General features: G+C 43.4%; 11 protein-coding genes. 3 read left to right on the top strand and 8 right to left on the bottom strand.

From position 1 onward, the window contains the following. Positions 1 to 307 precede the first annotated feature (307 nt). Complete coding sequence (locus tag A3756_RS24345; RefSeq protein ID WP_068554924.1) at positions 308 to 1,504, bottom strand: PQQ-binding-like beta-propeller repeat protein; 1,197 nt, start codon at positions 1,502 to 1,504, stop codon at positions 308 to 310. A gap of 332 nt (positions 1,505 to 1,836) precedes the next feature. Here A3756_RS24345 and A3756_RS24340 point away from each other — a divergent pair, with 332 nt between their 5' ends. Beyond that, positions 1,837 to 3,519 carry an NAD(P)/FAD-dependent oxidoreductase gene (locus tag A3756_RS24340; RefSeq protein ID WP_068515429.1) on the top strand — a complete coding sequence of 561 codons (1,683 nt, stop codon included), beginning with the start codon at positions 1,837 to 1,839 and terminating at the stop codon, positions 3,517 to 3,519. A gap of 86 nt (positions 3,520 to 3,605) precedes the next feature. Here the strand turns inward: A3756_RS24340 and folE are convergent, their stop codons facing one another. Genes folE through A3756_RS24325 form a run of 3 tightly spaced genes read right to left on the bottom strand, consistent with a single transcriptional unit; the run spans position 3,606 to position 5,911 of the window. Beyond that, complete coding sequence (gene folE / locus A3756_RS24335) at positions 3,606 to 4,256, bottom strand: GTP cyclohydrolase I FolE (protein WP_068515433.1); 651 nt, start codon at positions 4,254 to 4,256, stop codon at positions 3,606 to 3,608. After that, complete coding sequence (folX, locus tag A3756_RS24330) at positions 4,249 to 4,644, bottom strand: dihydroneopterin triphosphate 2'-epimerase (RefSeq protein WP_068515436.1); 396 nt, start codon at positions 4,642 to 4,644, stop codon at positions 4,249 to 4,251. Before folX ends, folE begins: the two co-directional genes overlap by 8 nt. A 52-nt stretch (positions 4,645 to 4,696) precedes the next feature. Then, positions 4,697 to 5,911, bottom strand: a complete 1,215-nt coding sequence (locus tag A3756_RS24325) for a sigma-70 family RNA polymerase sigma factor (RefSeq protein ID WP_068554922.1) — start codon at positions 5,909 to 5,911, stop codon at positions 4,697 to 4,699. A gap of 248 nt (positions 5,912 to 6,159) precedes the next feature. Here A3756_RS24325 and A3756_RS24320 point away from each other — a divergent pair, with 248 nt between their 5' ends. Then, positions 6,160 to 7,578 carry a fasciclin domain-containing protein gene (locus A3756_RS24320; RefSeq protein ID WP_068554920.1) on the top strand — a complete coding sequence of 473 codons (1,419 nt, stop codon included), beginning with the start codon at positions 6,160 to 6,162 and terminating at the stop codon, positions 7,576 to 7,578. A 348-nt stretch (positions 7,579 to 7,926) separates the two neighbouring features. Here A3756_RS24320 and A3756_RS24315 read toward each other — a convergent pair whose 3' ends face one another. The 4 genes from A3756_RS24315 to nhaA form a co-directional block, all read right to left on the bottom strand. Continuing rightward, positions 7,927 to 8,670 (bottom strand): SDR family NAD(P)-dependent oxidoreductase, encoded by a 744-nt coding sequence (locus tag A3756_RS24315; RefSeq protein WP_068515443.1) that lies wholly within the window; start codon positions 8,668 to 8,670, stop codon positions 7,927 to 7,929. Positions 8,671 to 8,757: 87 nt separating this feature from the next. Continuing rightward, the gene (locus A3756_RS24310) at positions 8,758 to 9,501 is read right to left on the bottom strand and encodes a MipA/OmpV family protein (RefSeq protein WP_197470016.1); all 744 of its coding nucleotides are present in this window, start codon (positions 9,499 to 9,501) and stop codon (positions 8,758 to 8,760) included. Positions 9,502 to 9,541: 40 nt separating this feature from the next. Next, entirely contained in the window at positions 9,542 to 10,216 is a 675-nt protein-coding gene (locus A3756_RS24305; protein WP_068515449.1) for a heme-binding protein, read from the bottom strand. Between the two features lie 175 nt (positions 10,217 to 10,391). Continuing rightward, entirely contained in the window at positions 10,392 to 11,567 is a 1,176-nt protein-coding gene (nhaA, locus tag A3756_RS24300; RefSeq protein WP_068554918.1) for a Na+/H+ antiporter NhaA, read from the bottom strand. Positions 11,568 to 11,828: 261 nt separating this feature from the next. Here nhaA and A3756_RS28910 point away from each other — a divergent pair. After that, on the top strand, positions 11,829 to 12,025 hold a 197-nt coding region (locus tag A3756_RS28910), incomplete at its 3' end, for a hypothetical protein (protein ID WP_231875630.1).

Genomic DNA, 12,025 nt, shown 5'->3' with positions numbered 1-12,025 from the left:
TGCTTTGCTGTGATGGATGCTCCTTTGAAAATGACGGGCTTTTTTGGTCGAATGTTGAACCCATTCCTTCGTTGACAGAGTATTTCGGATTAGCCTCTTAGCACTTACCTTAAGTAAATTGAAGTGCCGTCGTTTAGGGTCATGCATTGCGACAATTGCGGGGTTTTCTTTCCATGGTTTCCGCGTTCTTACAAAGCCTCAAGGCATAACCTAGATTTCATCGCGAAGGCCTATTCCATCTAGGCCTTCGCTTAACACCTCATATTTAAACCTGTTCAATCTGTTTTAAGGGTGAGACTGGGTATTTCTATTGGTTCAAGAACTTCGCTAAATAATGTTGAATTTCACCGTCCTTGACTGCGCTATATCCAATGTACATATTATTGCCTTCTAATGCGATGGAGCCTGTCGTGATTTGAGTGCCTGAGGTCGCTACGGTTGCACCGATGAACTGGCCACTTGAATCAAATTTCTCGTTGTTACCACCACCGACAACATACACTGCACTGTCTTCATCAAGCGCTAAGTCTTGAACAATATTTTGGCTCGTGGTTTGCCACAGCTCTTGCCCTTGCTCATTCAATTTAACTAGGCGTCTGGACTTGTCGTTAGAAAGGCTGAGCACTACATTGTCTCGCCAATCTGCCTTCAGTAAAGCCGGGCCCGGTAGTCCATAACTTTGTTGTGGCGGGTAGTAGGTTTTACTCCAGGATGGTTGACCGTTTGGACTGATACCGGCTATGCGTGTTGAATCATCTTGTTGATTGTGCGCGATAACAATGCTGTCATCAGATAGGACTGCGAGAGCGGCTTGAAGGTAAAGGTCTGCAGGTAAATCAACAGCCCAGGCCAGTTGCCCTGCAGCATTGTATTTCGCTGCTTTTTCTGCGCCGACAATATGGATGTCGCCGGCATCATTAACCTCGATATCCCATGCTTTCTCATGTTCAATTTTAAGTTGTTTGACGCCATCTAAGTTAAACACTTGGGTGGCAAAACCTGTAACATATAACTGGTCTTGATGGATCTCTAGATCGCGCGCATCATCGTGTTTAGATAGCTCAATAGACCACACTAGTTCTCCATAAGTATCTACTTTAACGAGGAAAGAGCCATAGCGTTGAATGTCATTTTCGACAATATAGCTAACACCAATGGCATAGCTGTTACCGTCACTATCTAGGGTGAGATCAGTTATCTTATCGTCACTTCGATAGTTGCCTTTCGCAAGGTCAATATCGGTTGACCAGATTAATTCACCATCACTGCTTCGCTTAACCAGCAAAATATTTTGTTGGCGGTCCGTGCCTGTTCGGATCGTTGATCCGCCGCTGATTATTTCTCCATAACCATCGACGGCGACATTTGATAGCCACTCAACTCGAGATTCATTGCTACTGGCATGAGAGTAATATTGCTCCCATTCTGGTGTGATTTCATTCTTACAGGCAGTCAGTAGGGTAAGCGGAAGCAATAAAGATAATGTTTTAAGGTGTAGGTTCATACGTTTAATAAAACTCCATGTGTGTATGAAAAGAGGTTGTAATGTTTTAAAAACAACATTAGGTGTTGGAATATAGTGATAAAATTTAGTATAAGCATACTAAAATGTTATCTGGTTAACGGTTTTTTGTTTAATAAGGTGTTCTTAGCCCACTTAAGGTGTCGGGAGCACACAAAAACTATTTTGATACTGACACTATCTTCCTGAGCCAACTACCTATAATCTTTACGATGTAAGTTTTTTGCTGTATGTGATGATTCAATACTTAAAATAAATCGTAATAATTGGATTATGTGATTTAACCATTAATTATCCATGTAGGAATTGCTCTTATGACTAAGGAATCCGTTCAGCCTCTCACGAATAAGAAAACACTCAAACCCAGTACGCTAAGAGTGGGCAAACGCTATCGCTCATCGCGTGTCGACGGTCATTATGATGCCGTTGTCATTGGCTCGGGTATTGGCGGTATGACCAGCGCAGCTATGCTGTCTAAGGCTGGGTTAAAGGTCTTGGTATTAGAGCAACACTACACCGCTGGAGGATACACTCACAGCTACTCGCGCAATGGCTACGAATGGGATGTAGGTGTTCACTATATCGGTGAGATGGGCAACCCTAAATCACAAATGCGCAGAATTTTCGACTTTATCACTGACGGTGAATTGAAATGGGCGCCACTAAATAGCAATTACGATCGCTTCCACTTTGGCGAGGATGTTTACAATTTGCGCGCGGGTAGAGATTGTTTCAAACAAGACTTGTTAAAACACTTTCCCGAAGAAGAGCTAGCGATTGATTCCTATCTGAAAATGCTAGATGCCATTACGCGGTGCATGCCCCTTAAGGTTATGGATAAGTTGATGCCAACCTTACTTTCTCGGCCCTATAAGCTGCTCAAGCGTTTCGGCCTGCCTGACTACTTCAACAAGACGACTTATGAAGTCTTAAGTGGACTGACCTCAAATGAAAAGTTAATTGGCGTCTTAACAGGGCAGTGGGGCGATTGTGGTTTACCTCCTAAGCAGTCGAGCTTTTTAATTCATGCACTGATCGCTCGACATTACTTATCGGGTGCTTACTACCCAGAAGGTGGTGCCTGGAAAATAGCCGATACGATTATTCCTGTTATCCAACAGTCAGGTGGTGACTTGCTTACTTATGCAAGCGTCGAAAAAATAGTCGTTGAAAAGGGCGTCGCGTTGGGTGTCGAGATGTCTGATGGTCATATCATTCACGCAGATAAGGTTATTAGTGCTGCAGGCGTAATGAATACCTTTCAAGACCTGGTTCCGCAGGCGCTGAGCAAAAAGTTCTCTTATGATAAAAAGCTGCAAGAAGTTGAATCATCAAAAGCGCACTTGGGAATGTATATTGGTTTGAAGGGCAGCACTGAAGAATTGAAGCTACCCAAGACGAACTTCTGGATCTTTCCTGATTATGACGCCGATAGTGCTTTGGATGCGTTTGAGAATGACAAAGATAAGCCTTTGCCTGCGGTGTATATTTCATTTCCGTCTGCAAAAGACCCTGAATGGCAGCGAAAGAACCCTAGCAAGTCGACGATAGAAATCGTTGCGCCTTGTCCTTATGAATGGTTTGAAAAGTGGGAAGACCAGCCATGGGGGAAACGAGGCACGGACTACGAAGCACTCAAAGACATGTTTACCGAGCGTATGCTGAAAGCACTCTATGAAAAAATGCCTCACTTAGAAGGTAAAATCGACTATCACGAAACCAGTACGCCCTTGTCGACAAACTTCTTCTGCGCCTACAAAAAATGTGAGCTCTATGGACTTAATCATGACCCTTCTCGTTTTGAGCAAGACTGGCTGCGACCTGAGACGCGAATTCCCGGCTTGTATCTAACTGGCCAGGATGTGCTTAGCTGTGGCATTGGTGGCGCGATGATGGCAGGAGTGATGACATCGGTTAGTGTGCTGGGTTGGAAAAGCTACAAGCTACTTAATCGCTTTGGCTTGCGCGATAGGATTGGTTTGGCTGTGCCTGTTTAGGCGCAGCGCTGCTTGCTATCACGCCGATAGCTCTGGGGATAAACAGCGATGGTGTTTGTCCCCGCCATTGATTGTGTAGCAATCAATTATTGATGGGCCTCTTGTAGAAACTCAGCGCGTGTCTGTGGGTTGGTTTTAAAGGAACCTCCTAAGGCTGTCGTTGATGTTTCAGAGTTTGCATCCATAATACCTCGGGATTTAACGCAATAATGTGTTGCGTTAATTGATACTGCGACGTTGTCGGTATTGAGTAAGACTTGCAGCGCAACTAAAATTTGCTTTGTTAATCGTTCCTGAACTTGAGGGCGCTGTGAAAAAAACTTTACGATACGATTTATCTTGGATAAGCCGATGATTTTTTCTGCGGGAATATACGCGACTTTAGCTAAACCATCGATCGTGACGAAGTGGTGTTCGCAAGTACTTATCAGGTTAATGCGACTGACTTTAACCATTTCATCGACATTCATTTTGTTTTCGATAACCGCTATTTTGGGAAAGTTCTGATAGTCCAGGCCAGAGAATATCTCCTCCAAGTACATTTTTGCGATTCTGTGTGGAGTTTCAGCCAGGCTATCGTCTTGAAGGTCTAGCCCCAAAGTTGCCACGACCTCGGCTAATAAACCCTTAATTCGCTGATATTTTTGTTCGTCAGTGTATGGCGTCTGAACAAGAGGCGTTTCAAGTCCCATTTCAACTAAGGTGCTTTTAACTAATTGGGCTTCAGGGCTAAGCATGGGCATAGTTCTCCAAAGTTTCAGGTAGGATTGAGGCCTGCATTGTCAGTGATACTGAATCAGCAAACCGGAGCGCGTGTGGTTTCTCAACGTTTACTTTGGCGAAGGTGGTGTGGGGACTCGTGGTGCAAATTTGCAAAATTTCTTTTACAAGTCGCTCGAGTAATAAGAATCTGCCTTCTTCAACAAGTTGAATGATTCGCTTGGTAATGATCTTATAGTCCAGCGCGTCTTTCACCTGATCTGATTGCGCGGCTTTATTGGCAGAATAATGTAGTTCGACATTCACGACGATATCTTGTTGTTTAATTTTTTCTTCTTCATTAAAGCCGATAAATGTTCGTAAGCGTAGTTTGTCGATTTTAATAATCGCATTTGATAAATTCATAGTCCGTTTCCTCTCATTATTAATCATTACGAATCAAATTGAATAATGGATCTCAATTGCCATTGCCCAGATCGGTGTCTGGTTCATTTTCTAAGATTGTGTTCAGCTCTTTTTCAGATTGAAGCGATAATTGGCGAACCCTTTCAGATGAGATGAAGAGTATCTCGCTGATCTCTTTTAGCGTGTAGGTGCGGTTGATTCCTATGCCATATCGCATTCGGAGTATGGTTTGTTTTCGTAGATCTAAGCTCCCTAGGATGTTTTTTAGGTCTCGTTTGTACAGGAGCTCCTGTGTTTTTAGGTCTTGTTCGTTTTTTCCAATGAGTTCGTGTTCTTCAGGTTCTGGAGACTGTGCATACCATTCTGTGTTAGCGGTCGCATGAGTATTTAATTCGACATAAGGTGCTTTATTACTGATGTTATCTGGCAAACTCGCTCTAAACTCATGGCTTCTAGGAGGTCGTGATAGCTGCTGTTCTAGCTTTGCCCTCGTTTTGTCGGCAATTGCTTTATCGCGGAGTTGATCGTAAGGTTTACGAACGACACTTGCTTGCTTTTCGATAGCCGCATGTATGTGATGACTAATGGCAGTATAAGCATAAGTCGAAAAGAGGAACCCCTTACTGGGATCAAAGCGCTCAATGGCTTTAAGTAAGCCGATACTGCCTTCCTGCACTAAATCGTTGTAAGGCATTCCGAGGAATCTAAATTTGCCAGCTACGCTAAAAACAAGCTTCAAATTTGCAGTTATTAGTTCATTACGTTCGCTCTTATATTGTTTACTTAGTTTTTCCAGCGTGTGGACCTGATCACACAGAAGAAATTGGTCTGCTGTGTTTTCTTGATTGATGTGTTCGTTGATAACTTTTATCACTAGGTGGCGAGGGACTTTCCAAAGTGAAAGGTTTTTTTTCAGCTTTCTGCTTACTGCTTTCCTCTGCTGCTTTGAACCTTCGATATGGTCGATTACCTCAAGAGAATCGATGAGAGAAATGATTTTTAAATAGACACTTCCATCGTTATAGATCTGGGTTCTTAAGTATTTTTGAGTTTCGTTCTCGATTAGTTCGACCAATGACTTCAAAGAGCTCAGTAGTCTGGGAAACTGAGCAAATAAAACCAGCTGTGACAGGGCGTAAGACTCCATAGATTTATAGAGCTTCATTTGCGTTGCGATAGGCAGTTGTGGCAGCTGATTATTCTCAAGGTCATAAGGGTTTCCACTCGTATTGCTAATCTTGGTTTCAGCATATTCTTTAGCGAGCATAGGTGCTTATTCTCCGGACACTGTTTAATTACCTTTACTCGAAGAATGCGAAAACGGATCATAATTTTGTGTTTTCATGTCGTTTCGTTTTAGAAAACAGAACTTAATTGTGATCCGAATTTACAACCTCCCCGTAAACTGGTTTGAGCGCTCGAGATGAATGTCACCGACGCATGTTTAATTTGTAAGAATGATGTCGGTATTAACTCAAAACGAAATTGAAGAATGATTTAGGGAAGGTACACATTATGTCCACTCGACTTTTAGACAGGCTTTCTTGGGCCAAAAGTTTATCCGTATTGTTGTTTGCCAGTTCAACACTATTATTGTCAGCATGTAGTGACAGCGATAACGATAGCGCAGCGTCTTGCACGGGTTCAATCGCAGACATCGCTGACTGCAACGATAGCTTCGATACACTTTATGCTGCGGTGGCGGCGGCAGGCTTAGGTGAAACCCTAAGTGGTGGAGAGTTTACAGTATTTGCGCCGACGGACGATGCCTTCGATGCATTGTTTACAGCATTGGGTGTGACGCCAGATGAGTTCCTGGCGCGTTCAGACCTAGCTAATATCCTGACTTACCATGTTTTATCTGGAACGGTTGACGCGACAGCAGCTACATCCTTAGCTGGAATGATGGATAACACAACACCCACTGTTGAGACGTCGAGTATTGAAGTATCTGTCTCTGGCGATGATCTATTTGTTAACCGCTCTCAAGTTGTGATCGCTGACGTTGTTGCGGACAACGGTATCATTCACGCAATAGATAAGGTTCTTATTCCACCAAATTATTTCAATGTTGTTGAAACGGCACAAGCAGATGGTCGCTTTGATACATTGGTGGCTGCCGTCGTTGAGGCTGGCTTAGTAAGCACTTTAGCGACAACGCCAGACCTAACCGTTTTTGCACCGACTGATGATGCCTTTGCAGACTTGGTGGCAAATAATGACGCGTTTGATAGTGCCGGTGATATTCTTGCACTAACGAATCTTGGGGATATTCTGCAATATCATGTATTGGACTCTGAAGTTGATGCTTTGACCGCAATCAGCCTGTCAGGCAATACAACAACGCCGTTATATACCGCAAAAGATCTGGCAATTTCTTATGATGACCCAGACTTATTCATTAACACATCTAAGGTCATTGTTGCCGATGTCGATACATCAAATGGAATAATCCATGCGATTGATAAAGTCCTATTGCCACCATCAGCTGATGCTTTATCAGATGACAGTATTACCATTGGTGAGCTGGTGACTAATTTGGCAGGGGCTGAGGTGGATGCAGAGTTCACAACCTTGCTCGCCGCGCTTCAGCAAGAAGGCTTAGATGCTGCGTTGGTGGGGGATGGGCCGTTCACCGTGTTTGCACCGACTGATGCAGCGTTCGCAGCAGTGGGTACACCTAGTGAAGTGCTTGCTTTAGGTGGCTTGGCAGATATCTTGAGCCAACACGTAATCAGCGGCACAGAAATTGACTCCATAGCTGCCTATGCAGCAAATGGCACGGCTGTACCGACATTGCGTGCAGATACAGATCTTACAGTAGATATCGATATGGGTATGCTGATGGTTGGAAATGCCACGGTGTTGATTACAGATGTTGAAACCTCAAATGGTGTTATTCATGTAGTCGATGCGGTAATCACAGCCCCTTAGTAGAAGTGGTTATCTAAATCGATCTACCTTTGTCCCGCTTTGCGGGACTTTTTTTTCGAATTAGAGCGAGTCTAGGAGAGCGTTATTTTATGGCTACCAATACAAGTAAAAATGTAGATACAGAGCATCGCAGCAAACAAAGCACTACCCTAAGATTACCTTGCAGGGGCTGCCTAAAAACATGCTCAAACTATACAGTGTGTGATGGACGCCCGTGGAGAACAATGATAGCCATTGACTCATGAGTTAGAAATCGACACGGCTCGTGTAGAAAAGGCTGAGTAAAACAATTGTTACCTTAGTAGCTTGGTTCGGTTTAGGTTTCTGAGTAAGCCAAGAGCTGGCCTACTACCACTCAATATCCATATTGTTCCAATCTTTAAAACTTAACTTTCCATCTGCTTTTGACTCAACTAAGAGTTGATGCAGCCGATCTGCGACAAAGTCGGTCTTGAATAGTTTTTCTTCTGGAACGCCCGCTTGGTATGGCTTTGAAAGTTCGGTGTCTGTGGTTCCAGGGTGGAATGAAATGACTTTTGCTTTTGGAAAGCGACGACTGTATTCAATAGAAGCATTCTTGAGAAGCATGTTTAGTGCTGCTTTAGAGGCTCGATAGCTATACCAGCCGCCGAGCCGATTATCTTTAATGCTACCCACTCTTGCTGATAATACAGCAATCGTGGTCGCTGAATTTTTATTCAGTAACCCGGTCAGCTCTTTTAACCAGACAATCGGCATGAACGTGTTGGTCTCAAAAACGCTATGCAGACTTTCATAGTTGATATCTTCGATACGTTTCTCAGGCTTTATGTTGAGTTCTTTACTATGTAGTAAACCGCTGGCGATCACGATATATCGAATAGGTATATGACTGTCCGCTATTTGTTTGCAGCAAGCCTGAATCGAACTAAGCTTGGCGTCGGTTTGTAGCCATTCGGTTTTTGTTTTTTGACTTTCATTTCTCTGGGGCTCGTTCCTAGACAGCGCAAAAATAGTCGTGATGCTTCTATCTGATTGCATACGTTTAAGGATTGCGCTCCCAATACCCCCGTTAGCGCCGATGATAATTGCTGCAGCCTTGGATTGGTTCATTTTGTGTGACCTCAATGGTTATTGAAAACTGAGTGCAGGGAGTAATGGCTTATTGGAAGGGTGCATCAGCTTGATTCAGGTTTGAAATCAAAAGAATCGGGTGAAAGAAAGATTTACCTTCCAATGGTTTTTGTTGTTAACAATAGGGCTGTTATATAGCGAGGAGTCCAGCCAGGAATGTGTCACGCTGGCACGGGTAAAGCCTTTGAGAAAAATTGGCGTTGCAAAGTTAAGGCTAACAGACGGATTGATCGACGTGTTGGGAGTGTAAGCTTGTCTATCTGAATTGGATTCGTGATCGCGCACGCCAAAATAGTAGTTACTGTACGCGCTATCCAAATAGTTTAAAGAGATCTTTGGAGTCAAAAAAAATGGCCCGTAATTGTAACGGTATGACATTGCAAGGGTGAAATCTTGTCCGCCTGAATGGTTCTGTAAATCATGAAGATAGCTAAGTGTGTACGACAGTCTGTCTTTTTTGAGGCTTGTACTCAGACCGCCAAACAATGAGTTCTGGCGCCTCGTCATTCCGTCAAGATGCTTTGAGTCGTTCGGTTTGTAACCGACCGACTTATAGGTGATGAGTGCCAAAGCTTCCAGTTCAGCACTCTGATGTATGATATAGCTGGCACGAGGCCCCAAAAAGCTAAACCTAGTACCTATATAACCTATAATAGGCAGGGCAACCGTGTCAGCTCCTACGCCGGCATAATAAGAGGAATTGATGCTTGTAAAAGCACCGTAAAACCAGCCAGTCTGTTGTTTTCTAGCCTGGCTTTTTTTTACTAGCGACGTTTCCTTACTGCCGGTTTGATATGGCTCAGCATTCAATGAAACAGAGCTCGACACTAAGGCGAGCACAATTATCAACCTAAGGTAGAACATCAATTAATATCTCATTGCGTCGCAGAAATGGTAGTGCCCAGGGTGGATCGTACCCTGCATAACTAGCTAGTGAAATTGAAGAGTAATTATTGCTGTTGAGCCAGTCACTCAGTTGATTGACATGTTTTTGATAATTGCTTTCACTCCATAATCCTGAATAGCTAATCGCTGCAACTCGTTTCTCAGGAACCTCACGAAGACAAACAAGCGGGTCTGTAGGTTGAGGAGAATTGTTAATAGTGAACTTGTCTGGTAGCACAAATTTCAAAATCCAGCCTTGCCGTTCGTTCTCAGTCTTGCTCGGACTCGCAATAACAGGGCTGGTCATCGCAACTATTTTACCTTTTTCTTCCTGTGGTTCAGCGATGACTGGTGCTGTCATCGAAATGTCATTGGCAGAAACATTGGCCCCAGAAATATAGTCAAACAAACGTCTAAAGGATTGGTCGGTTGCATCACGAAAGTTGGGCTCATTTACGTAGGTTTCAACTATCATGACAGGTTCGTATCGTCTTATTTCGATATTGCCGACCTTCTTTTCAACGGTATAGCGAGCCTCATCTGTAGTGCGTATACCAAGTAGTGAGCAGCCTTCCAATATGAGGCTCAGCAAAGTTATTATGATGAGCAAGGGGGCACTGCTTCGTGCTTTATTCCACATATCAGAAATCACCTCGTCTTAAAAATCAGGGAAATAAAAAATAATATCTACCTAGTGTTTGTACGCTGAATTTTGCTTAGTGGATCTATATAAACGAAATTTTGTACCAAAGAGTGCTATTTATTTAACGAGTCAGCCCTCTTTGGCGCAGGTTGGTGCATTAGAGTGTGCCGCTTTATACAGCTTTATTGTTTCGGCTTCTTATAATAATGATGGCCCCCATCACAGCTGACATAACTGACCCTAACAGAACACCTAGTTTGACGCTGTCGTGATAGCTTGGGTCATGGCTCTCAAAAGCGAGTGTGCCGATGAATAAGCTCATGGTAAAACCAATTCCGCACAGTACGCATACACCATATAATTGAGGCCATGTGGTATCTTTTGGCAGGCTTGCGATACCTGATCTCACCGCCAGCCAGCAAGCGCCAAAGATTCCCAGTTGTTTGCCTAAAAACAGCCCAAGCGCGATACCTAATGTAATTGAGTTAAATAGATCATCAGTGCCGATCCCGATTAAGTTGACACCGGCATTCGCGAATGCGAACACAGGCAGTATCATAAAGGCAACCCAAGGCTGAATGCTGTGTTCCATTTGCTTTAACATTGGGTGTCCGTCTTCAGTGGCCACGTTAATTGGTATAAACCAAGCCACGATGAAACCCGCTAGCGTAGCATGAACACCTGACTTGAGTACGGCTGCCCACACAACGATACCGACAATAATGTAAGCCGCTTGTTTGCTCACCTTGAATCGGTTCAACAGGCCTAGAACAAACAGACCTGAAATGGCAACGGCAAGAGAGGCTGTTGATAGGTCTTGTGAGTAAAAAATGGCAATAATGACTATCGCACCGATATCATCAAATATAGCAACCGAGAGCAGGAATAGCTTGAGGGTCAGTGGTAGGCTTTTGCCGAACAGACTAAATATACCTAAAGCAAAGGCGATATCAGTTGCCGATGGAATAGCCCAGCCTTGAAGTGCCGCCGGATTTTGTTGATTTAAGCTAACATAAACTAAAGCGGGAGCAATGATGCCCGCCACAGCGGCAATAGCAGGTAGTATTATCTGGTCTTTTGAAGATAAGTGGCCTTCAATAATTTCTCGTTTAACTTCTAGGCCGACCAAGAAAAAGAACAGTGCCATCAAGCCATCATTGACCCAAAGCAATAGCGGTTTAGCAATTTCAAAGGAGCCGAATTGAATGGTGACGGGTAAGTTAAGCACACCTTGGTAGAAACCATTGAAAGCTGTATTCGCCATGATGAGTGCCGCCAAAGCCGCGAGAATTAATAGAATTCCCCCTGCTGCGTCATGCTCAACCATTTCTCGAAAAACTTTTGTCATAGGTAGGTCCTTGCTTTAAATGATGAGAAGACATTTATATGCTTTTACCTAGCTATGAAAAAGTCGAATATTCAGCTCAATATGATCGAAAAAAACTGATCAATTTTTTTTGGATCTTTAACCAAACGGCTGGGGGAAAGCATGGATTTAAATTGCCACTCATAAATACTTCGGATACTTCGAAGTATTTATGAGTGAATAACTTATGGATACCTAGGGTAGTTGGTCGTTAGCATAGTAAAAAAACACGGAGTTGAAATTATGCTGTACCTAAATGTAAGTGAGCACGTAATGCGTAACTGGAGCAGAACAGTCGATCTTTACTATTCCTTTCACCTGAGTGGCATTAACACTGATATTGAATCAGTAAATCTGTTGATAGAGGAACGCCAACAAGAACATGATAATAGAGCTCTTTACTACTGTGAGCTGAATATTCACCCATGTGTAGGGGAGCA

This window comes from Oleiphilus sp. HI0086 (assembly GCF_001635225.1).
The sequence above is the reverse complement of the archived record's forward strand: the minus strand, read 5'-3'. Positions and strand labels throughout refer to the sequence as shown.

Coding starts and splice junctions, on each gene's coding strand:
- A3756_RS24345 (WP_068554924.1), bottom strand. CDS start 1,504: ATGAACCTACACCTTAAAACATTATCTTTATTGCTTCCGCTTACCCTA.
- A3756_RS24340 (WP_068515429.1), top strand. CDS start 1,837: ATGACTAAGGAATCCGTTCAGCCTCTCACGAATAAGAAAACACTCAAA.
- folE (WP_068515433.1), bottom strand. CDS start 4,256: ATGCTTAGCCCTGAAGCCCAATTAGTTAAAAGCACCTTAGTTGAAATG.
- folX (WP_068515436.1), bottom strand. CDS start 4,644: ATGAATTTATCAAATGCGATTATTAAAATCGACAAACTACGCTTACGA.
- A3756_RS24325 (WP_068554922.1), bottom strand. CDS start 5,911: ATGCTCGCTAAAGAATATGCTGAAACCAAGATTAGCAATACGAGTGGA.
- A3756_RS24320 (WP_068554920.1), top strand. CDS start 6,160: ATGTCCACTCGACTTTTAGACAGGCTTTCTTGGGCCAAAAGTTTATCC.
- A3756_RS24315 (WP_068515443.1), bottom strand. CDS start 8,670: ATGAACCAATCCAAGGCTGCAGCAATTATCATCGGCGCTAACGGGGGT.
- A3756_RS24305 (WP_068515449.1), bottom strand. CDS start 10,216: ATGTGGAATAAAGCACGAAGCAGTGCCCCCTTGCTCATCATAATAACT.
- nhaA (WP_068554918.1), bottom strand. CDS start 11,567: ATGACAAAAGTTTTTCGAGAAATGGTTGAGCATGACGCAGCAGGGGGA.